Annotated in this window: 21 protein-coding genes and 1 riboswitch; of the genes, 15 read left to right on the top strand and 6 right to left on the bottom strand. The window is 32.9% G+C overall.

Annotation, left to right across the window (positions count from 1 at the left end):
* Positions 1-4: 4 nt before the first annotated feature.
* Both AAGU07_RS04570 and AAGU07_RS04565 read left to right on the top strand, forming a co-directional pair.
* On the top strand, positions 5-1,780 hold the full coding sequence (locus AAGU07_RS04570; RefSeq protein WP_342457991.1) for a ribosome biogenesis/translation initiation ATPase RLI: 1,776 nt from the start codon (positions 5-7) through the stop codon (positions 1,778-1,780).
* A gap of 167 nt (positions 1,781-1,947) precedes the next feature.
* Entirely contained in the window at positions 1,948-2,115 is a 168-nt protein-coding gene (locus AAGU07_RS04565) for a hypothetical protein (protein ID WP_342457990.1), read from the top strand.
* A gap of 83 nt (positions 2,116-2,198) precedes the next feature.
* Here AAGU07_RS04565 and AAGU07_RS04560 read toward each other — a convergent pair whose 3' ends face one another.
* From AAGU07_RS04560 to radB, 4 genes are all read right to left on the bottom strand, one after another.
* On the bottom strand, positions 2,199-2,645 hold the full coding sequence (locus AAGU07_RS04560) for a hypothetical protein (RefSeq protein ID WP_342457989.1): 447 nt from the start codon (positions 2,643-2,645) through the stop codon (positions 2,199-2,201).
* Positions 2,646-2,972: 327 nt separating this feature from the next.
* On the bottom strand, positions 2,973-4,130 hold the full coding sequence (locus tag AAGU07_RS04555) for a pyridoxal phosphate-dependent aminotransferase (protein WP_342457988.1): 1,158 nt from the start codon (positions 4,128-4,130) through the stop codon (positions 2,973-2,975).
* Between the two features lie 214 nt (positions 4,131-4,344).
* A complete protein-coding gene (locus tag AAGU07_RS04550) occupies positions 4,345-4,920 on the bottom strand; it encodes a flavin reductase family protein (protein ID WP_342457987.1) in 576 nt (191 codons plus the stop codon).
* A 10-nt stretch (positions 4,921-4,930) separates the two neighbouring features.
* Positions 4,931-5,626 (bottom strand): DNA repair and recombination protein RadB, encoded by a 696-nt coding sequence (gene radB / locus AAGU07_RS04545; protein ID WP_342457986.1) that lies wholly within the window; start codon positions 5,624-5,626, stop codon positions 4,931-4,933.
* Positions 5,627-6,027: 401 nt separating this feature from the next.
* On the opposite strand from radB, the gene AAGU07_RS04540 reads away from it, so the two are divergent.
* The gene (locus AAGU07_RS04540; RefSeq protein ID WP_342457985.1) at positions 6,028-7,554 is read left to right on the top strand and encodes a radical SAM protein; all 1,527 of its coding nucleotides are present in this window, start codon (positions 6,028-6,030) and stop codon (positions 7,552-7,554) included.
* Positions 7,547-8,983: a radical SAM protein gene (locus AAGU07_RS04535; protein ID WP_342457984.1), complete on the top strand. Its 1,437-nt coding sequence runs from the start codon at positions 7,547-7,549 to the stop codon at positions 8,981-8,983. Before AAGU07_RS04540 ends, AAGU07_RS04535 begins: the two co-directional genes overlap by 8 nt.
* Before the next feature lie 215 nt (positions 8,984-9,198).
* Here AAGU07_RS04535 and AAGU07_RS04530 read toward each other — a convergent pair whose 3' ends face one another.
* The gene (locus tag AAGU07_RS04530) at positions 9,199-9,804 is read right to left on the bottom strand and encodes an L-threonylcarbamoyladenylate synthase (RefSeq protein WP_342457983.1); all 606 of its coding nucleotides are present in this window, start codon (positions 9,802-9,804) and stop codon (positions 9,199-9,201) included.
* Between the two features lie 248 nt (positions 9,805-10,052).
* Between AAGU07_RS04530 and pgsA the strand changes: the two genes are divergently transcribed.
* From pgsA to AAGU07_RS04495, 7 genes are all read left to right on the top strand, one after another.
* The gene (gene pgsA, locus AAGU07_RS04525; RefSeq protein WP_342457982.1) at positions 10,053-10,631 is read left to right on the top strand and encodes an archaetidylinositol phosphate synthase; all 579 of its coding nucleotides are present in this window, start codon (positions 10,053-10,055) and stop codon (positions 10,629-10,631) included.
* A 20-nt stretch (positions 10,632-10,651) separates the two neighbouring features.
* Positions 10,652-10,897 carry a DUF357 domain-containing protein gene (locus AAGU07_RS04520; RefSeq protein ID WP_069582912.1) on the top strand — a complete coding sequence of 82 codons (246 nt, stop codon included), beginning with the start codon at positions 10,652-10,654 and terminating at the stop codon, positions 10,895-10,897.
* Positions 10,898-10,941: 44 nt separating this feature from the next.
* Entirely contained in the window at positions 10,942-11,598 is a 657-nt protein-coding gene (locus AAGU07_RS04515) for a TIGR00153 family protein (protein WP_342457981.1), read from the top strand.
* 39 nt (positions 11,599-11,637) lie between these two features.
* Positions 11,638-12,288 carry a DUF434 domain-containing protein gene (locus AAGU07_RS04510; protein ID WP_342457980.1) on the top strand — a complete coding sequence of 217 codons (651 nt, stop codon included), beginning with the start codon at positions 11,638-11,640 and terminating at the stop codon, positions 12,286-12,288.
* 551 nt (positions 12,289-12,839) lie between these two features.
* Positions 12,840-13,184 carry a hypothetical protein gene (locus tag AAGU07_RS04505; protein WP_342457979.1) on the top strand — a complete coding sequence of 115 codons (345 nt, stop codon included), beginning with the start codon at positions 12,840-12,842 and terminating at the stop codon, positions 13,182-13,184.
* Positions 13,185-13,403: 219 nt separating this feature from the next.
* Positions 13,404-13,467: riboswitch (Fluoride riboswitch) on the top strand.
* A gap of 151 nt (positions 13,468-13,618) precedes the next feature.
* On the top strand, positions 13,619-14,818 hold the full coding sequence (locus tag AAGU07_RS04500; protein ID WP_342457978.1) for a cation:proton antiporter: 1,200 nt from the start codon (positions 13,619-13,621) through the stop codon (positions 14,816-14,818).
* A 257-nt stretch (positions 14,819-15,075) separates the two neighbouring features.
* Positions 15,076-15,201, top strand: a complete 126-nt coding sequence (locus AAGU07_RS04495) for a hypothetical protein (RefSeq protein WP_342457977.1) — start codon at positions 15,076-15,078, stop codon at positions 15,199-15,201.
* A gap of 286 nt (positions 15,202-15,487) precedes the next feature.
* On the opposite strand, the gene AAGU07_RS04490 is transcribed toward AAGU07_RS04495, so the two are convergent.
* The gene (locus AAGU07_RS04490) at positions 15,488-16,288 is read right to left on the bottom strand and encodes a sulfite exporter TauE/SafE family protein (RefSeq protein WP_342457976.1); all 801 of its coding nucleotides are present in this window, start codon (positions 16,286-16,288) and stop codon (positions 15,488-15,490) included.
* Between the two features lie 489 nt (positions 16,289-16,777).
* Here AAGU07_RS04490 and AAGU07_RS04485 point away from each other — a divergent pair, with 489 nt between their 5' ends.
* From AAGU07_RS04485 to rtcA, 4 genes are all read left to right on the top strand, one after another.
* Positions 16,778-17,086, top strand: a complete 309-nt coding sequence (locus tag AAGU07_RS04485; RefSeq protein ID WP_342457975.1) for a hypothetical protein — start codon at positions 16,778-16,780, stop codon at positions 17,084-17,086.
* A 1,390-nt stretch (positions 17,087-18,476) separates the two neighbouring features.
* Complete coding sequence (locus tag AAGU07_RS04480; RefSeq protein WP_069582905.1) at positions 18,477-19,001, top strand: TIGR00288 family NYN domain-containing protein; 525 nt, start codon at positions 18,477-18,479, stop codon at positions 18,999-19,001.
* Complete coding sequence (locus AAGU07_RS04475; protein ID WP_342457974.1) at positions 18,991-20,160, top strand: TIGR03576 family pyridoxal phosphate-dependent enzyme; 1,170 nt, start codon at positions 18,991-18,993, stop codon at positions 20,158-20,160. The genes AAGU07_RS04480 and AAGU07_RS04475 overlap by 11 nt, the downstream gene beginning before the upstream one ends.
* 161 nt (positions 20,161-20,321) lie before the next feature.
* Positions 20,322-21,338, top strand: coding sequence for an RNA 3'-terminal phosphate cyclase (gene rtcA / locus AAGU07_RS04470; RefSeq protein ID WP_342457973.1), 1,017 nt, complete (start codon positions 20,322-20,324; stop codon positions 21,336-21,338).
* Positions 21,339-21,380: the final 42 nt, after the last annotated feature.

Genomic DNA, 21,380 nt, shown 5'->3' with positions numbered 1-21,380 from the left:
TAGATTGACAAGAATTGCAATATTAGATCATGATCGATGTCAGCCTAAAAAATGCAACTATGTATGTATTGAGTACTGTCCAGGGGTCAGAATGGAAGAAGACACCATAACTATTGATCCTAAAACTAAAAAAGCAGTATTTTCAGAGGAATTATGCCAAGGATGCGGAATATGTACAAAAAGGTGCTATTTAGGTGCAGTAAATATTATAAATCTTCCTGAAGCTTTGGAAGAACCGATACACAGATACGGTCAGAACCAGTTTGAATTATTTGGACTTCCCAACATAAAAGAAGGGTCTGTGGTGGGGATTTTAGGTCCAAACGGTATAGGGAAATCAACAATTATAAAAATACTTTCTGGAGAATTAAAACCGAATTTGGGAGACTATGAAGCAGAACCTGAATGGGAAGAAATAATAAATTACTTCAAAGGTTCGCAGCTTCAGTCTTATTTTAAGAAATTATCTGAAGGAAACGTAAAAACTTCTCATAAACCTCAAATGGTGGATATGCTGCCGAAAGTGGTGAAAGGAAAAGTTGGAAATCTCCTTAATCATGTTGATGAAAGAAACAAATTGGATGAAGTATCAAAAACTCTGGAAATAGATCAAATAATGGATAGGGACATTTCCAAGCTCAGTGGTGGGGAACTTCAAAGAATAGCAATAGCAGCAGCAGCCTTAAAAGACGCGGATTTTTATTATTTTGACGAACCAACATCATGGTTAGATGTTAGACAGAGGTTAAACGCAGTAAAAGTTATAAGAGATCTTGCAGAAGAAGGAAAATCTGTAATGGTCATAGAACACGATTTAGCTGCACTTGATGCAATGTCTGATTATGTACATATATTATATGGTCATCCTGGAGCTTATGGTGTGGTGGCACAGATGAGGGGAGTTAGGGTTGGAATTAATGCGTACATTGGCGGATTTTTAAAAGAGGAAAATGTGAGGATCAGGAGACAGCCAATAATCTTTGAGGTAAGGCCTCCAGCTGAAATAATTGAAGGTGAGACCCTTGCAGAATATACTGCACTTAAAAAATCTTATGACGGATTTTCAATTGAAACTGAAGAAGGGGAAATTCAACATAACGAAATTATCACTGCATTTGGTCCAAACGGTATTGGTAAGACAACCTTTGCAAAAATACTCGCGGCAGTGACCAAGCCTGATGAAGGAAAGATAAAGAAAAAGGTTTCAATAGCTTATAAACCTCAGTATTTAGTATCTGACTTCGATGGAACTGTTCAGGAATTTTTAATGACTACAGCTCCTACTTATGGGACCAATATATTTAAGACTGAAATTGTAAAGCCTTTTATGCTTGAGGAGATTATGGATAAAACAGTTAAGGATTTAAGTGGTGGAGAACTCCAGCGCCTTGCTGTTGCAGCCACACTTGCAAAAGATGCAGATATTTACCTTTTCGACGAACCAACCGCATTTTTAGATGTTGAACAGAGGTTAAGAGCTGCAAGGGCTATACAGAAAATAATTGAAAGCCGTCATGCAGCATCAATTATTGTAGATCACGATATAGTCTTTATAGATTACATATCTGACAGGGCAATGGTCTTTTATGGTGAACCTGGAATTGAAGGTCATGCCACATCACCAATGGACCTTCGCTCAGCAATGAACAAATTCTTATCCAATGTTGGAATAACCTTCCGAAGGGACAAAGAAACCAAACGTCCACGTGTTAACAAATTTGGAAGTTATCTTGACCGTGAACAGAAGGAAAAAGGGGAATATTATTATCTGGAAAGTTAAATTTCCAGATTAACTTTTTATTTTAATTGCTAATCAAGTTTAAGTAGTAGTGTATTCTTTTTAAGTTAATAGAATTAATTTTAAGTAATCTAGTCCCATTTTTCGCAATATTTATATAAACTGGGCTAATGTTATATATGAATATACATTAGTAGCCGGGTGAGAAAATGAACAGGAATATGATAGCATCGATTTTGTTTGTAGTGGTAATAGCGATAGAATTGTATCAAATTTTTGGTTTAGGGCAGTATATTTGGAGTGATTATCTTACTTTGATTCTTATAGCCGCTGCTTTAGTACTAACTTTAAAAGGAGAATTGGGTTCTAAAGCGTAATTAATTTCTTATTTTTTTAATTTTAATCAATAATTTAAAAATCCAGAAGTTCAGCTTTTTTAAAAACAAAAAATAAAATAATATTATTTTATAGTAGCGATGACCTGCTGCATTGGATCTGGAAGCATAAGCTCAGTTAATCCTTTTACTTCATAAGAATTCCCATTTTTAGTGAATATGTAATATAATGTTGAATTATCTGAATCTGTAAACACATAGTAATTAGTGTGGGTGCTGCTTTCGTTGTAATTTCCTTGATAATCTAAATCACTGCTGTATAAATAATATTTAACATATCTTTCAGAATCTCCAAGATATACCACTTCATAGTGATTATTATCATCTTTCTTAGCTTCTACTGTTTTATTATCTGTACTGGTTACGTTCCATCCAGAGGGATATTGAAAAGACATTAAAGATCCTGAATATGTGGCATAGTTTGTTTTAGCACCGCTGAACCCATATACTATTACTAAACTTAAAAATAATATGAGGATTAACACGGGTACTATTTTTTTCAAATTTTTCATTTAAATTCCTTTTTTTATTTTATGGTGATTTTATTAATGTAACTGTTATTTAAATTATTTTTTCCCAAATTAGACCCGTATTGGGATGTATATGTATTAATAACAAATAAGTTATGTATTATAGAACAGGATATTCTAAATCGCAGTCTAAGTTGGGTAAATATGTGGAGTTCATGTGATTTACTAAAAAAAACAGGATAAGTAATTGCAAAGCTACAAAACAGCTCAACGATTTTATTAGGTAATATAATTTTTAATTTTCAAGTTGTAAATTAGAATTAGTAGCAGTTAAATAAGATTTATTTTAAAAAAAGAAGAAAATAATTATTATTTAGGTCTTAAAGCTTCCATTGCATCCTGGAAATCCACTGCAAATTTTTCAACGCCAGCTCTAGGTATTGAAAAGCTTACTCTTAGATATCTGTGACCAAATAATTTACTTGTGTAGTTACCTTCCCTTGCAAAGATTTTCCTCTCAAGTAAGAATTCCGCGACATCAATTGGCTCAACGCCTGTTTCATACAGGTCAATTACAAACATGTTTCCATCTGAAGGGTACACTGGTAAAAAGGCACCTTCAACATTGTCAACGGCCTGTTTGATAATTTTCTGGTTTCCCCTTGTGGTATCTCTAATGCGGTCAAGCCATGTTGACTTGGATTTTAGTGCCGCGAGAGCACCCATTTGAGCAACCACGTTTGTTCCAAGGTCGTTTATAACTATACTTTTAGCAGAAGTTACAATTTCAGGAGTGCTTATGAAAGCCCCTATACGTAACCCTGCCATTCCATATATTTTAGAGAAACTGTAAGTAGTTATAGTATGTTCTGGAGCATATTTTGCTGCCAGATGATGTTCCCTTGCAAAATCTCTGTATGTTATATCATGGAGCAAATACAGGTCATTGTCAATTGCCATATCTGCAAATTCTTTGATCTCTTCTTTGGTGTAACAGGTTCCAAGCGGGTTAAGAGGATCTATAAGAGATACAAGTTTTGTATTCTCATCCATATTTTCCCTTACGAGTTCGGGGGTCATTTTGTAACCGCATTTCTCGTTGTATATCGGAATTGAAGTCACATGATCGGCAAACCTGCTTGCAAAGTTATCTATGATAAGATACCCGGGGTCACTGGTTATAACATTATCTGTGGATTCCAGTATGTCGTTCATACAGAGGTAAAGTGATTCTGTACCTCCCGCAGACACAAAAATATCGTGACCCTTGGTTAGATCTAAATCTTTAAGAATTAAATCTTTAAGCTCAGGGAACCCTTCTGGTGGGGGATATTTGCAGTAATCTTTATTCTTAACGCTATCAAGCATTGAATACATGATATCATTTTCTTCATGGAGATGGTTCGTATTTTGACCCATCCATATCATTTCTTCATCATGATAGACGTAGTTAAAGAACTCATTAACCGTTTTAAAGCCTTTCGGCAGTCTTTTTGCAGCTCTTGCATATTTTTTCGGTGAAATCATAAATTCTCACAACACATTTAAAATGATAAAATGTAAACTTATAAATTCAAAAGAACTCTTAAATTATACATTATCGTTTTTAAAAACTCCTATTTAAAATTATAGGTTTTCTATATTCATAAATATTAGCTTAATTTGGAATAAAGAACATATTTGTACAGTTAACTATCGGGTTAAATTTAGAAAATATCACTTGGCGCTCTCAGTGCAGCGTTTATCGTGATTTTAGGATGGTTTTTCCTTCTTTGTATGCCGCACCAATAATTTTTCCTAGTTTCCAGTACGACGCGTTTCCAGGTCCGTTCATTGTAAACAGTAGAGGATTAATCTTCTCAAAGTCGAGTATCCCATCGGTCATACATTCTTCATTCACGTAGGATTCCAGTACTTCCCCAAAAAATATCTCTCGATTTGGGAGATCTGCTGTTTTAACAAGTTTACAGAGTATGTTTACAGGACATTCTTCTATCATTGGTGCCGTGTCTACAGCGCCGAAAAACGAGTTGAATATGGTGGATTTATTGGTATTACGTCCTGAAACAAGTCCTACATAATCAGTTTTTTGCATCTGCTTCTCTGAAGGTATGTTCACGCTGAAGTATCTATTCTCTTTTATGCCAGTATTTGTATAGCGTGATCCTTGGGAGCCAATATAGATATACATCTCAGGCCGTGGTGATAGAAGTCCAAATGATCCATAAGTCGCGTAATTGGCCTTACCATTTATCATCGTGCCTGCAATACAAATAGGTACTGGAAAAGGTAAAATTCCAGTTTTAACTTTTGCCATAATATCATCCTTATCTTAACCCACTATTAACAATTTCAAATTTAACCTTAAGTCCGTCTGGTTTACTTCTATGTCTTTTTAATATGGCAAATCGTTCTCCATTTTCATCTTTTACAAGTTCAATTATAATTTTACTCCAGTATTTTAGGATGGTTCCACCTATGGGTTCTATTGCTCCTTCTTCATCAAAAATGGAATATATATGATTTGTTACAACTACTGCAATATCATATTTCCTTGCAATCATTGAGAGGAGTCCCATTTGTTTGCTAAGATCTCTATTGATCTCAGTTTGCCCTCCATCTTTTAACCTGTATAGAGCAACTGCAGAATCTAAAATTATTAGATCTATATCCTTTTCTCCGGATTTTAGACTGTGTTCTATCTTTTTTATTGCTTCATATTGTTCCTCAAAGGTTGTAGGTTCAAGAATTATTATATTCCCTGCTATATCATCAAATTGATCTCTAGAAATCTGTTTCATCCTTTCAATGGAAAGTCCACCTTCTGTATCAATAAATACTGCTTTTTTTCCATTTTTTGCACATTGGACCAGCATTTTCAATGCTATGTTGGTTTTTCCAGATCCGGGAGGGCCATAAAATTGGGTAATGGTTCCTTTTTCAATTCCTCCTCCAATTATGGAGTCTATTGAGCATTCTAGTGCTATATTACCGTTTTTTGTTAGGTCAGATAATGTATTCACTGTTAATACCTCATGATAGTTTGATGGTCAAAATTAAGTTTAAATCACGTAAATTAAAGAGATTTTAATTTGTAAATAAGTTGATTTCCATCATTAACTGTTTGCATATCATAATAAAAATAATTTTGGTGGATATATTTTAAATTTAATACAAGCTTTAACGAATTAAAGCGCATTAAAATTAGTTTGGTATTCTCTATTCTTTGAATTTAATTAGTTATGCAGTTATAAGACATGTTTATACAATTTGGCGGTGTGTATTTGGTGACATATAAAAAATTATATAAATAATCGTAACCTAATGTATTAATATATTAAACTTTAAATTTGGATTATTTAATGCATTTAGTTGGGTATTATTGTTTTTAATTTTGAATGATGTGAAGGGGGATACGTTTGCTATGAACCCATCTGAAGAAAATGAATTAAATGTCGGGGATATGATTGGGACCTTTAAAAGGATTACCGATAATCCACTAGCCAAATATTTACTCCAGAGAACTTTAACTTACTGTGAAAAAGATGAAGCCATAAGATTGGAAAGCGCTTTAAAGCTTTATTTAGAAAAAGAAGAAAATGCTTGCTATAAATGTAAGTTGATGTCTAAACTTATAGGTTATATTGTTAAAAAGGGTGCTACTGGTTTTGGTACTTCTGAAAAGGAACTTAAAGAAGCTATGGAAAGTGAATACTGGATAAGGGGACTTACCAGTGTACTTAAAGGAATTGCTTTATTCGGCGTTAAAAGACCTTTTGTTCCAGGAGCACCATTTCAAATAGTTTGGAATATTACAAAAGCGTGTAATATGCAGTGTGTGCACTGTTATGAAAGTGCGGGTAAGCGGGGTAAAAATGAGCTCCCTTCTAAAGATGTTATTAATGGTTTAGACCGCATGGCAAAATCGGGAGTGACTTCTATTGCTTTTTCTGGCGGCGAACCAACAATTCATCATCATATTCTTGATTTTATAAAGCACACTGAAAATAATGGAATGTGTGCAGCTATGGCTACCAATGGTTATACTCTAGCCGATAAAGGGAAATCACAGAAATTTATTGATGCAGGACTGGAATTTATCCAGATAAGTCTGGATGGAACAAGTTCAAAGACTCATGATTCATTTAGAAGAGTTAATGGTGCATGGGAAAGGGCAGTTTCAGCTGTGGAGAATTTTGTGGATGCAGGCATCTTTGTTGAGGTGGCGACAACTGTAACTGAATATAATATTGATGAAATTCCTGAAATGATCGATTTTGTAAGGGATTTGGATGTAAACTGGTTTATGCTGTACAATTTTATACCCACTGGAAATGGAACTGAAATTGTAGATATGGACCTCTCTCCAAAGGATAGATCTGAACTTCTTGAGGCAGCTTATGTCGAAAATAAGAAGGGTGAAATGCAAATTTTATCAACAGCACCTCAATATGCTCCTGTGGCGGAGTCAATGGTTTCAAAAGATTCAGCCATGATACCAACCCACTTTTATAACCCTGAATATACAAATCCTGCGCTGATGCAGCTTGCAGAATTTATAGGGGGCTGTGGTGCCGGACGATTTTATATGAGCATCGAACCCAATGGGGATATTTACCCCTGTGTATTTTTCCCTCATAAAGAAGAAGTTAAGCTCGGCAATTTAATGGATAACAATTTTGAAGATATATGGATGAATAATAACGTTCTGCATCAACTCAGAGATAAAGAAATACTTGAAGGGCAATGTGGGGAATGTAATTCCAGGCATATCTGCGGGGGCTGCAGGGCAAGAGCATATAATTACTTTGATGACATTTTAGCACCGGATCCTGGATGTATAAATAATCAGAAAGAGTGGAAAACTCTTAAAGACAGAATATCCATTGAAACTCACGAAAGTCATCATGAAAATTTGATATTAAAAATGGAGACCAAAAAACATGAATAGTGTCGAAGTTTTACTTATAAATCCCATGGATAAAGGCCACGTAACTAATGGATTGGGTCTTAGAGTTCCTCCTTTGAACCTCATGTATCTGGCGGCAGCACTTGAAAAAGGTTCAATGTCTGTTAAGATATTTGATGATGACCTTTATCAAGTGGGATCCTTGAAAATGGCAAGTTTAGCCTCAAAAATTGATCCATTGGTTGTGGGGGTTACTGCTACCACAGCTACGATAAAAAATGCTTTAAAATATGTTAAAGCCATTAAAGAACTTCTTCCTAACACTTTAACTGTAATAGGTGGCTCTCACCCTACTTTTACGCCTGAAGGAACTTTAGAAGCCGAAGATGCATTGGATGTTGTTGTTGTAGGTGAAGGTGAAGAAACACTAACTGAAACTGCTGAAGAGTACAGGAAGAACGAACTTAAGAACTTTGCAAACGTTAAAGGAATAGTTTACCGGGATAATGGTAAAATTAATTCAACACCTCCAAGACCTTTAATAAAGAATTTAGATGACTTGCCGTTCCCAGCAAGGCATCTTATACCTTTTAAAGAGTATAAAACGTCTCAAAGTCAAGCTGGGGGGATGATAACAAGTCGAGGATGTGTTTTTAATTGTAACTACTGTTCTTCATCACTTATCATGGGTAAAAAATTCAGGAGCCGCAGCCCTGAAAATGTTGTGGATGAACTGGAAGAGCTCGTTTATAAATATGGTGTAAATGACATAGCGTTTTTAGATGATATATTCATGTTAAATAAGCGAAGGGCCCAGGCAGTAGCTGATGAGATCAAAAATAGGGGCCTTGATATAAGCTTTGTAACTTCTTCAAGGGTAGATACTGTGAATCAGGAGCTTTTAGAGTCTTTAAAAAGTGCAGGTATGAGTACATTGTACTGTGGAATTGAATCAGGTTCTCAGCGTGTTTTAGATCTTATGGGGAAAGGCATCACGCTGAAGCAAGCTGAAGATGCTATTAAAGCAGCTAAAAATGTTGATATTAATGTTTTAGGGTCATTTATGTTGGGTTATCCGGGTGAAACAGCTCAAGAGATGGACCAGACTATTGATTTTTCAATAAAGCTTGATCCTGATTACAGTCAATTTTCAATACTCACTCCATTTCCAGGAACTCCTATATATTATGAATTAAAACAAAAAGGACTCCTTGATACGGAAGATTGGAGCAAATATACTGTTCTGGATTCTGTTGTAAATTATGAAAAATTAGGGCTGACTAAAAAGTTAGTTGAAAGAAAACTGAACAAAGCATATCTCAAATTTTATACAAGGCCAAAATACCTGTTTAAACACAGGGGCATGTTCAAAGTTTTGATTGGAACTCTATTTAAAAGTTATGTAATACCCAAACTGAATGGGGGAACACCTGAGGGCTGGTATAATTCTCTTCAAGAGGAATATTCATAACTTCTCATTGTTCTATTTAAGTATTGAACTCTTGATTCAGTAATAATAAATATTGCAAAAATCATAAATGAGCACATGTTAAACTCAAGTTCAAAAACCAAATTAACTGCATGTATTTTTTTGGGCTTATTTTTGTGGACAATGGCTAGTTTAAATGCTTATGAAGATTTAAAAGAATATTTAATTATAGGAGCACAATTTTTGGGTTTAATCAACTAACAATCAAAATCAGGTACAATTGCACCTTTTCTCACAATTTTAGGTGAGGCAGTCATGTCAATTACAGTGGAATGAATTCCATGTTTGCATAATCCTGCATCAAGAATTAAATCGATGTTATCATCAAGCTGCTTTAAAATACCATCTAATGATTCTGGAATCTTTTCACCGGAAATATTAGCACTCGTCGTTGTTATTGGAAATTGGCTTGAAAGTTCCATACAAACTTTACTGTCGGGAATTCTTATCCCAATTTTTGCTCTACCTGAAGTAAGTATGGAAGGTACATTCTCTTTTTTCTTTAAAATCACTGTAAATGGGCCTGGAAGGATTTTTTGAACCATTTTTTCAGTATTTTTATCCATATGTGCTATTTTATGTATATCTTGAATTTTAGAAACACATGCAGATATTGGTTTTGAATATGACCTTTTCTTAATTTGATATACTTTTTGGGTGGCTTCTGCGTCAAATATATTTGCCCCAATGCCGTAAACTGTATCTGTTGGGTAAACTATAGTGCCTCCTCTTTTTAAAACACTAACTGCCTCTTTAATTTTCTCTTTTTCTGGATTATCTGCATTAATTTTGAGTATTTTCATTTAATCATCCGTTTATTTAAATAAAATTGAAATAATTTAATTTGTAGTAGTAACATAACTTTTTAAACCCTTATTTTTGAGTTGAAATTAAATTTAAAGCATATAAACAAATTTATTACGAATATTAGTCAAAAATATGTGATTATTCACTATATATTGCATCTTTTATATAATTTGGAATTCATGTAATTTTGTAGCTATATTGATTATCCAAAGTTTTATCTTTAGGAATTAAATAATTATCCAGTATGCTTAATAGATTACGACCACAGCTTAAATTATTCATAGACCCCATTGCAAAACGGATCAAAATAAATCCAAATATCCTCACTATAATTGGACTTTTAATAAGTCTTTTATCTGCATATATGTTTGCACGTGGCGATTTACTGATGGGTGGAATTTTTATACTTGTAAGCGGCCTGGCCGATGTAATTGACGGGGCAGTTGCAAGGAACCATGCTGCTGAAACACCTTTTGGAGGTATCCTTGATTCAACTGCTGACAGGTTTGCAGATGCATTTATTTTGATTGGTATAATATACGGAGGTTCTGTAAACTGGCTCATTGGAATTTTAGCGCTGCATGCGTCTTTAAGTGTGAGTTATGTAAGGGCCAGGATAGAGGTAGAAGGAATCAGCGGCAGTGTTGGTATAGCCGAAAGGGCAGAACGCCTTGTTATTCTGGTGGCCGGCGCATTTTTAAGTGTGATAATAGGTTCAAACTATTTCATGGCACTTGCTGTAATTTTAATAATGGTACTTGGATATTTCACCGTTTTACAAAGAGTATACCATGCATGGAAACAGTTAAAGAAGGATAAATAGGATAATATGGGATAGATAGCATGTACGATGAAAAACACACCATCCAGCGTATTGAAAAAGATATTGAATTATTTACAAAAAATATAAAAGAAATAGAATCCATAAAAATAGATGATAATGAAAATGAGATAATTGAAAGAGCCATAAGCTACTTTGAAGATACAAAATATTATCTGGAAAAACAGGATTACATAACTTCCTTTGGATGCGCAACATATGCACACGGATTACTGGATGCAATTCGACTTCTTCATGATTTAATCTGATAATTATCCAATTAAAACTGTGATTAAATTATAAAGGGATAAAAATGAAAAGATTTTTTGGCAAAGAAACTGAAGTTGAGAAACTTTCAAAATTACATGTTGAACTGGTTTATCAATGCGTTTATAAGCTTGTAGATGTTATGGAACATTATTATGAACATGATTTTGATCCTATGGACGACGATGTTAATGAAATAAGCCGGATTGAAAAGGAAGCAGATGAAATCAGGAGAAAAATGGAAATTGAATTTTTCAAAGGAGCATTTCTACCATTTGATAGAGAAGACAGAATAAATCTTGCAGAACAAGTGGATTCTGTTGCTGATGCCGTTGAATCAACGGCATATTCCATATCTCTAGGGAAAATAACCTTTCCTGAATCATTTAAAGAAGATTTCATAGAACTTGTTAAAGCATCGTGTGATGCAGTTGCATTACTTAGAGATTGTATAGAAATGCTTGATGTTGATTTAGGTGCTGCTCTTTCTAAAACACATGATATAGAAAAAAAAGAAGATGAAGGAGATATTGTAGAAAGAAGGATAATCAGCAGACTTTATGAATCCTATAGATCTGAAGAAATTAGCATTTTAAAGTTTATGGAACTTAAAAATATCGCAGAAAAAATAGGTAATATCGCAGACCGTGCAGAAGATGCATCTGACAGGGTGCCTATAATAGTAGCAAAAAGAAAAGGCTGAATAAATTAATATATTCAAATTACTATTTTTTTAACGATTATGCAGATTGAAAAAAATAAGCTTAAGAAAGCAGCATTTGATCTGAGATTTCTTCTTAACCGAGGTTATAGAAAGAAAGGTGCTCTACAATTTGTTGCAAATAAATATGTGTTAAATAAAGATGAGAGAAATTACCTTGCGAGGTCTATTTTTTCGGATTTAATATCGAAGAAGCGGCAGAAAAAAATCATTGATATCTCTAAAATAAAGGACGAGCTTCTTTTAATAGACGGCTACAACGTTCTTATTACAGTTGAAAGCCTGTACAATGAAGATTATGATTCCATCATTTTATGTGATGATATGATTATAAGGGATTTAAACGCTGTTTTTGGAAAATATAAATTTAATAATGCCTCAGAGATGGCACTTAACAAAATTTTAGATTTAATAAGTTCATATGCTCCATCATACACCTGTTTTTTCTTTGATAGTCCTGTAAGTTTCAGCGGTAAGCTCGCGGGTCTTACAAAAAAAATTATGGAAGAACATAACATTCAGGGAAATGTTTGTCTATCTAAAACTGTTGATACTGAAATTATAAAGCTATCAAAGCTTAAAAATGCAATAGTTGCAACAGGTGACAGTGTGATAATAGATAAAGTAGACCAGGTTGTGGATATACCCCGCTATATTTTAGAGAATTTCTAAAAATAGCTATTGATAGTAAAAATATAATTTGATTATATTCACTATATAAATACGACATTTCAGGGATTTATTTGTCATAGAAATCGGTTAATAGTTATAATATATCCTAATATATTTGAAATTATATATCAATTTGCAATAGAACCCTCAAACACAAAGCATGCAAAAACTTAGTTTGTTGCGCCAACGAAACTGTAAGTTTCGTGGCCCCAAACGCTATCAAAACTTCGTTTTGATGCATCGAAAATCGTAGATTTTCGATAGTTTCGTGGCCCCGAATACTCCGTGTTCGAGGGCTCCAAAAACCGAGGTTTTTGAAAGATTTGCAAACATCAAAACTGTAAGTTTTGATAGGTTAATAGAAACCCTATTGGAGTTAAATAAGAATATTATCTAAATTAGATTGCAAAAATTTAAAAAAACTCTTTAACCTGCAACATTTAAAATACAATAGAATTTAACTCTTAAATAGTTCGGATAATTTAGAAAAGAACAAATAGTATATAATAAAAAAACAGATATAATTATTAATATAAAAACAAGGTGTTATTATGGAACCCGACGATGAATTGTATACTGAAAAAGTAGGGCAGGAGCTTAAATCGAGAATGGCATGGTTTAAAGAAGCTCTTCAAGATGATGCTAAACGAGAAGAATTACATGAAAGTATTCAGGGGTCTGAAATACTTATAAGGCTTGAAATATTCCTTCCATCAGACAATCCTGAAGATTTTGTAGATGGGCTTTACCTGTACATAGATAACAGCGGGCAAATAGTAGACGCTGATTATTACTTCCGAAATACCAGTGATGGGGCAATAACAAGATTAAATGAACAGGATTTACAGGTAGTTAAAGATTTATTCCAGGATTCTTTCTCTCTGGAAATAGAATAAATTTTAAATTTGAATTAAACCATATATTATGTTAAAATTTCTATTTTTTTAAAGTAAACGCGAAGATGAATTTTCAATTCATTTTCAGTTAATATCCTATTTTAAAAACGTAAAAGGCACTATGGCTGGGATCATTTAAGACCCAATCATCCCCAACTATTTAAATTATTTATTATTTTGAATATCCACTTTTAAAGTATTTATATAAAAAAGGGATATATTTTGTATGGCGATGGGGTTCGCCTTAACCGCTTAAAAATGAGCTGATGACTCCTATAAAAAATTATAAAAGAGGAAGAAGCGAAATGTTAAGTGTAAAAATCCCATTAGACAGTCTTATTTTTAAATATGATTATTTTAATGAATCTAAATTTTATTTAAATATTATTTTATTGAAAAGCACACTCCATAAAATTGAGGGGGATGTGTTTTAAATGGAATTTCAGCATGTTATCTTCAGCATAGCCATTATTTTATTACTTGGTTTATTAGCAAGTAAATTATTTAAGAAGATTAAATTGCCAGGATTATTAGGAATGTTAGTTTTAGGTATTATAATTGGGCCTTACGTATTAAATTTAATTGATCCTGCAATTTTGAATATATCTGGAGATTTAAGGGCAATTGCACTTATCATAATCTTATTGAGGGCAGGTTTTGGAATCCATATGGAAACTTTGCGAAAAGTTGGAAGTTCTGCAGTTAAAATGAGCTTCATTCCAGACGTAATAGAAGGACTTACAGTAATGTTTGCTGCTCATTATCTTCTGGGATTACCATTTATTGAAGCAGGAATGTTAGGTTTTGTTATTGCAGCAGTATCTCCAGCTGTTATTGTGCCTCAAATGTTATCATTTATAAAAAGAAGAATGGGAACCAAAAAGGGAATACCACTCATTATACTAACTGGAGCTTCCGTGGATGATGTAGTTTCTATAACAATATTTTCAATATTTTTGGGATTATATGGAGGCCAGCAGGTAAATTATTTACTTGCTGTAGCCAGTATTCCAATACAGTTTGCATTAGGAATCTTGTTTGGACTAATTGTCGCAGTACTTTTAGTGTACTTATTCAAACACTTTAATATACACAATACAGAAAAAACACTTATAATTCTAGCATCTGCAATCCTATTAAAGAACCTTGGTGATGCATTAAGTAGTATCATTCCAGTAGCAGCATTAGTTGGTGTAATGGTTATAGGATTTGTGATATTAGAGAGAATGCCGGAACTTGGAGCTCAAATTTCAGACAAATTTGATAAGATCTGGATATTTGCGGAAATATTGCTCTTTGTCCTTGTAGGTGCTCAGGTAAACATATACCTTGCAGCTTCATTTGCACTCGTAGGCATAATCATAATCACAATAGGCTTAATGGCAAGAAGTGCAGGCGTATATTTATCATTAATTGGTTCAAACCTTAATATGCAGGAAAAAATCTTTTGTATAATAGCTTATATACCTAAAGCCACTGTACAGGCAGCTATAGGTGGTATTCCTCTTGCTATGGGGGTAGCTTCTGGACAGTTAATTTTAGCTATAGCTGTAATTGCAATAATATTTACGGCACCTTTAGGGGCATTTGGAGTTAGCTTATACGGTGAAAAAGTACTTAAACCTGAAAATTAGGATTAAATGGTTTAGATGACTATTGAAAAAACAAAATTTTAAGTGGTGTTTTAAAATTTGAATTGTAGGTGATAAAAATTTTAAACAGTGTTTTAAAATTTGACGATAGGAAAATTTTAGACGATGTTTTAAAATTTGAATTGTAGGTGATAAAAATTTTAAACAGTGTTTTAAAATTTGACGATAGGAAAATTTTAGACGATGTTTTAAAATTTGAATTGTAGGTGATAAAAATTTTAAACAGTGTTTTAAAATTCGTGCATAAGCTAGAACATGAAAAAGGAGGATTTGCCATTTATAGAGGTATTCCTGACACCAAAAATACGTATTATGGTGTAAAAATCTTTAAATTATTTGATGAAGAGCTGTGTAAGGGACAATAAAATGGGTTGAAAATATTATGTAATCTATGTAATACTTTAAAAGAATTTAAGATGGGGTTGAAATTAGGTGTATGGACAACAGGAACATGGTTATCTGCTAGTTATATATTTATTTTTGTTTTTCTGAACTGTGGGTAATTACATGCACAATTAGAAACTTCAAAATAATTTATTAATGCTTTAAAGTATTATAAAAATAGATACATTAATTTTTGCACATTTAAAGACTTTAAAATAGTAATGGAGTACAATAGAAGATAAAAAAGAAAAAATAGTAATAATGATATTAATCTTTTTCAGTGAGTATTTTAATAGATGTAAATATCAGTAACGCGCCTAATATGATTTTTAATAACTGTGAAGGGGCGTATATGACTAAGAATGCACCTATTGAAGCACCAATTATAGAGGCTATACCCATTGGCAAGACTAACGAGCTGAGTTCAGACTTTTCAGTGTACATTTTATTTTTGGCATGTCTTGTGATTCCAACAAGCATGGTAGGTAAACTGATGATTAAACTCATCGTCCCTGCTAATTTAACATCTATTCCAAAGAGTAAAATTAATATGGGGATTATAACTTCTCCGCCGGCAACCCCTAAGAGGCTACTGATGATTCCGATAAGTATCCCACAGAATACAGCTACAATTAGCTCTATATATAGATTGCCAAACATTATGCCCATTGAACCGAAGGTAATGAAACTTTCACTAATAAGGAGCAATCCCATGATTAAAAGCAATATTAACAGTACTTTTTTAAACAAAGTATCAGATATTTTAGTTAACATTCCTATTCCAAAGTAAGCACCTGTAGTAGAGCCTACGATGATTGCAATCATTAACAGTACTTGAGGAACAATAACGGAGATATCAAAATTATTCATTCTAAAATATATGGCCGATACAACTGTGATTAAACTTATTAACATGTTTAATGCTACTGCTTTTTTAGCAGGTTTACTAAATGTTTTCAGTAGGAAAGGGAGTCTAAATTCAGCCCCGCCTAAACCTATTAATCCACCTAAACAGCCGATAGGCCCACCTATAGCAAATGCTAAAAGAGACGTTTTTTTATCTTTCATTTTATTAACCTATGTGGAAATTGATTTACTTTCTTGGATTTATACGATATGCAATATATACGTTTTCCTTTTTAGAAATTAATCAACCTATTAATAGATATATTGCTATAAAAACATCAATTAAATGTTAAATTTTTGTATAACACAATTTACATTAGTTATATTAAAGCATTACAAAATATATTTTTCTAAAATAAAAATAGCAAGCTTAAAGTTTGAGACTGAAAGATGAGCGACTTTGCAGGGATAGTCACACCGGATCTAGAATTTGGATTTGAAGAGTAAGTTAGTATGGTGTTTAAATTTTAGGAAAACTTTGGGATTTTAATGCTTAGGATAGATTTATGGGAGTGTTGTAATCATGAACAAAATGAAGGTGTTTCTAGGCAGGTGAATCTATTAGATGTACCTATCAACTGAGTTATATCGAAAGAGTAATGAAAATAAGGATTTGTACATATCGTAAAAATTAAGTTATATGGTGATTAAATGTTCTATGGTGATTTTATGCTGGAAGTTAAAGTACTGGAATTTGGATATTCGGTTGAACATCAAAAACACTTTATTAAACTTAATATCATGGGAATGGAAGAAGAAAAAAAGGATAAAATTTTACCTATGATAGCTAATATACCTTTAGGAAACATTAAACGATTTGTAGTTGAATCAGACGATGAAAAAGGCTTAAAAATACTTGAATATTTCCCTGAAAATGAATATCCATTTAATAATGGAGTTCCGACGGGAGAAGAAATTAAAGCTGTTGAAGAAATGGTAAAGGGATTTATGATTCAATAAACTAAATCTTTTTATATTAATTAATTTTTAATACAGTAAAATGCTTTAACGCAGCGGCCTTGTAGCTAATGACAGCCAAGTATTGCCATGGAAAAAAAATGGTGATTTTATTGGTTACTGCTGTTGAATAAAAGGCACCAATCAAATGAGTTTACCCGTCATTAAATTAAATTCTTTTTTTACGGCTTCTTTTTATAAAATCAAAATGAGTTCTTTTAGTGAATTTTTAGAATGTACAAAATCATTTAAATAAAATCATAAGCTAAAAGTTATTAGGGAAAATATCGATGGTGTCGACTGTAACAACCACAACCACTGCTGTATCTTTATGGCATATATTGCTGAGAATAATAGTTTTAATCGTTATTTTGGCTATAATTTTGTGGTTGGCCAGACGAAAAAATCATGGAATGTAATTAATAATATTAATTTAATAAATTCTATATTGGCATTTTTGATAAAATCTAATAAAATGAGTCCTTTTGATGAAATCATTAAAGAACCATTTAATGAACTCCTTTAGCGCTTTAAAAATTTTCAATTTTTAACGCGGCAAAGTTTTCGATTTTGCGGGCCATACTAATTTTTATACTCATTTCGCCAGTTGTACTATATTAATCACCTATTATTTTATATTATTGCCTCAATGAGGAGATAACATTAAATAAGCTATTAATGAATAGTTACTACTTCAAAAAATTAATTGTAGGGGTTATTTGATTTTATAATATGTTTGAATTATACTTTAAAATATTATTACTTATAAAATAAAAAAAATAATAAATGGGGGTATCTGATTCTAACAAGTTATCTAAATTTTTTAACTTGTTTTTACTTAAAATTTTACTTAAGTATGGGTTATTTATCATTATTTGTCAAAATAAAACAATTATGGTGATATATATATACGGAAATAAAATTTAATAATGAGTTTGCAGCTACTGGAAAATACAACTTACAGGTTAAAAATATAATGTGTGGGATTTTTGTGTTGGAAATTGAATGGTATGGGTGACACAACACATATAACTCATGGGTTCCGATTACGTCTGGGGGAAATTTGGACTAATTTTAAGCGAAATAAATCTAAAACTATATAAAAAATTAAATTTAAATCATGAACTGTTGTAAAAAAAGCTTATCTAATAAAATTTACAGGCATGTTATATAACTGGATAAGTAAAGTAATATAGAAAAATGAACATAATATTTAGACGGTTAATATTATTTAGAATGTGGAAATTTAAAAATATTTTCTATAAAACCGATTAAAAACAGCCTGTACTGTAAAAAAACAATAATAAATTAATTTAAAAGCAATTAAGCATTGTTTTTTACTCTATTTAATATATGGGTTAATGAAATATTTAAAATAAGTCGGAGGATAACCATGCGTAGCTTTGAAAAACTGACTTCTTTAAAGGATTACATTCCTTTAAAAAAAAGGGAAGCAGGTGGAAAGACTATAGGTCTTCTTGTTGATGGACCGAATATGCTAAGGAAAGAATTTAGCCTTAATCTGGATATTGTAAGAAAAATTGTGGCTGATTTTGGTGATATGAGGGTGGGTAAAGTCCTTTTAAACCAATACGCTTCAGATAAACTTATAGAAGCTATTGTAAATCAGGGATTTACTCCAGTTGTCGTTGCGGGCGATACTGATGTTTATATGGCTGTTGAAGGTATGGAATTGATTTATAATCCTAATATTGATGTTGTTGCTCTCATGACTCGTGACGCTGATTTTTTACCAATTATAAACAAAGCAAAGGAAAATGGGAAAGAAACAATTGTGATTGGTGTAGAGCCTGGATTCAGTGCTGCACTGCAGAACTCTGCAGACCATGCTATTGTCTTAAAAGCTGAAACTAAAGGCAGATCTGATCAGGACACAAGGGAAGAAAATGCTTATTAAATCTCCTGTTGATGAAGTTAAAAAGAGAGAAAACTCATTTAGAATTATCAGTTCCATTTTGAAGCAAAACGGAAGAAATGCACTTTACGATTTAACAGGCCTTGCTGGAGGATTTAAATTGAGTCAGGAAGATTTAGATCTCCTTGAAACATATGCAGGCCCTGCTATATTTGAAAGTGAATTACAAAATCTTGGAAAAGAGCATCTGGGTGGAGAAAAGATACTTGCATTTAATAGAACAACATCAGGAATTCTAGCAACTATTCTAGCTCTTGTATCAAGTGGTGATGAAGTTATTCATTATTTACCAAAATTTCCATCTCACCCCTCCATTCCTCGAAGTACCGCGCTTGTAGGTGCTTCTTACAGGGAATTTGATAATCTTGATGAATTCGAAATTAATGATAACACGTCTTTAGTTATTATAACTGGTTCTACAATGGACCATGATATCATAAAAGAAGATGAATTTTTGAAAATAATAGATATATCAGGATCAAAAAATATCCCTGTGTTTGTAGATGACGCATCTGGAGCAAGGTTAAGAACTGTACTGTACAATCAGCCTAAAGCGATGGATATGGGTGCCGATCTGGTTATAACCAGTACGGATAAGTTAATGGATGGTCCAAGGGCAGGGCTCATGGCTGGAAAAGGCGAAATTGTAGATTTAATAAAGTCTAAGGCACATCAATTTGGCCTTGAAGCTCAATCTGCAACGATGGTAGGAATAATAAAGGCAATTGAAAGCTTCAATGGAGAAAGAATGATTGATGCCTTTCGAAAAAAACATCTGGTCTATGAAGCTATAAAAAAAGGAATTGGTAGTATTAAAGAAACACCAACAGGTGTAATGCTTTCAGCTGATGATTTGATAAATGAATTAAAGCGGAAGGGTGTTGAAACTGAATTTAGTCCAGCAGATGTTGCATGTGTTTTTTCAGCGCTTCTACTTAGAAACTATCATATAGTTACAATTCCTGCAGTTGGAATGCCTGGAGCGTCACCAACTATAAGGATAGATCTTGCAGCAGAAGATGCTGAACGTGTTGATAAAGAGTATATCGTTAAGGCATTTATTGAGACTTTTTCACATCTAAATGAAATTGTAAACTATAAGGAAGCATGTGAATTAGTTTTATATGAGTACGATGCTTAATAGATGCATGAATTAGCATATTAATGTATGCATTATTTTTTTTGTAGTAACATAATTAAAAATAAATTCTTGGGCTCATTAATATTTATAAACACTCCAATTTTGTAGTGGATCAAGATATTCTAAAATTCTATAGATTTTACAGGAGTTTTTGAAAAAACATGATTGAAATAGATGGATCTCATGGAGAAGGTGGGGGAGCTCTTTTACGTATATCTACTGCATTATCTGCTTTAACCATGAACCCTATTCACATAACTAATATTCGTGCAAATCGGCCCAAATCTGGTTTAATGCCTCAACATTTAAATGCCGTAAAGGCTGTTGCAGGTTTATCTAATGCAAATGTTGAAGGACTTGAAATAGAGTCAAAAGAACTGTTTTTTTATCCTGAAAATGTAAAGGGCGGAACTTATAATATTGACATTAAAACTGCTGGAAGCGTTACTTTAGTTCTTCAGGCATTTATGGTACCTGCCGTATTTGCAGATGCCCCTGTAAACATTAAAATAAGAGGGGGTACCGATGTGAGGTGGTCCCCACCTGTAAATTATCTTCAACATGTTACCCTTCCTGTTTTAAGATCAATGGGATATAATGCAGAATTAGATATAATCCGCAGGGGCCATTATCCTCGTGGCGGAGGTATCATTAATGTTAAAATAAACCCTGTAAAAAAATTAAATCCAATTAATATCAGTGAGTTAGAGGTAGATGAAATAAGGGGAATATCTCATGCTGTAAAACTGCCGGAACACGTTGCAGTAAGACAGGCTGAAAGTGCAGAAAAAGTCCTTAAAGCGAATGGATTTGACGCAGAAATTAAAATTGAACATTCTGATAATACATTAGGGCCAGGATCAGGCATCGTTCTCTGGACAGGGGGAAATACTAGAGTTGGTGGAAGTTCCATTGGTGAAAGAGGAGTAAGAGCGGAAAAAGTTGGCGAAAAAGCAGCAGAAGAACTTTTATATCATATATCTCGTGGAGCTGCAGTTGATAAATATAATGGAGATCAGATTATTCCTTATATGGCTCTAGCTGGTAAATCAAAGGTAAAAACTGCAGAGTTGACTTTACATGCTGTTACTAATATATTCGTAACAGAAAAAATAATGGGCAAGAAATTTGATGTTGATGGGGAAGTAGGTGAACCTGCAATTATTAAAATAAGTTGAAGTTGCAGCGATTAGTCTTAAGTATATCGTTATATGAAGTGT

This window comes from Methanobacterium sp. (assembly GCF_038562635.1).
Lineage (GTDB): Archaea > Methanobacteriota > Methanobacteria > Methanobacteriales > Methanobacteriaceae > Methanobacterium_D.
This window is presented reverse-complemented; position numbering and strand designations above follow the sequence as displayed.

Bases quoted from the DNA above. Each gene is read 5' to 3' on its own strand.
- AAGU07_RS04565 (WP_342457990.1), top strand. From the start codon at position 1,948: ATGAACAGGAATATGATAGCATCGATTTTGTTTGTAGTGGTAATAGCG.
- AAGU07_RS04560 (WP_342457989.1), bottom strand. From the start codon at position 2,645: ATGAAAAATTTGAAAAAAATAGTACCCGTGTTAATCCTCATATTATTT.
- AAGU07_RS04555 (WP_342457988.1), bottom strand. From the start codon at position 4,130: ATGATTTCACCGAAAAAATATGCAAGAGCTGCAAAAAGACTGCCGAAA.
- AAGU07_RS04550 (WP_342457987.1), bottom strand. From the start codon at position 4,920: ATGGCAAAAGTTAAAACTGGAATTTTACCTTTTCCAGTACCTATTTGT.
- AAGU07_RS04540 (WP_342457985.1), top strand. From the start codon at position 6,028: ATGAACCCATCTGAAGAAAATGAATTAAATGTCGGGGATATGATTGGG.
- AAGU07_RS04535 (WP_342457984.1), top strand. From the start codon at position 7,547: ATGAATAGTGTCGAAGTTTTACTTATAAATCCCATGGATAAAGGCCAC.
- AAGU07_RS04530 (WP_342457983.1), bottom strand. From the start codon at position 9,804: ATGAAAATACTCAAAATTAATGCAGATAATCCAGAAAAAGAGAAAATT.
- pgsA (WP_342457982.1), top strand. From the start codon at position 10,053: ATGCTTAATAGATTACGACCACAGCTTAAATTATTCATAGACCCCATT.
- AAGU07_RS04520 (WP_069582912.1), top strand. From the start codon at position 10,652: ATGTACGATGAAAAACACACCATCCAGCGTATTGAAAAAGATATTGAA.
- AAGU07_RS04515 (WP_342457981.1), top strand. From the start codon at position 10,942: ATGAAAAGATTTTTTGGCAAAGAAACTGAAGTTGAGAAACTTTCAAAA.
- AAGU07_RS04510 (WP_342457980.1), top strand. From the start codon at position 11,638: ATGCAGATTGAAAAAAATAAGCTTAAGAAAGCAGCATTTGATCTGAGA.
- AAGU07_RS04505 (WP_342457979.1), top strand. From the start codon at position 12,840: ATGGAACCCGACGATGAATTGTATACTGAAAAAGTAGGGCAGGAGCTT.
- AAGU07_RS04500 (WP_342457978.1), top strand. From the start codon at position 13,619: ATGGAATTTCAGCATGTTATCTTCAGCATAGCCATTATTTTATTACTT.
- AAGU07_RS04490 (WP_342457976.1), bottom strand. From the start codon at position 16,288: ATGAAAGATAAAAAAACGTCTCTTTTAGCATTTGCTATAGGTGGGCCT.
- AAGU07_RS04485 (WP_342457975.1), top strand. From the start codon at position 16,778: ATGTTCTATGGTGATTTTATGCTGGAAGTTAAAGTACTGGAATTTGGA.
- AAGU07_RS04480 (WP_069582905.1), top strand. From the start codon at position 18,477: ATGCGTAGCTTTGAAAAACTGACTTCTTTAAAGGATTACATTCCTTTA.
- AAGU07_RS04475 (WP_342457974.1), top strand. From the start codon at position 18,991: ATGCTTATTAAATCTCCTGTTGATGAAGTTAAAAAGAGAGAAAACTCA.
- rtcA (WP_342457973.1), top strand. From the start codon at position 20,322: ATGATTGAAATAGATGGATCTCATGGAGAAGGTGGGGGAGCTCTTTTA.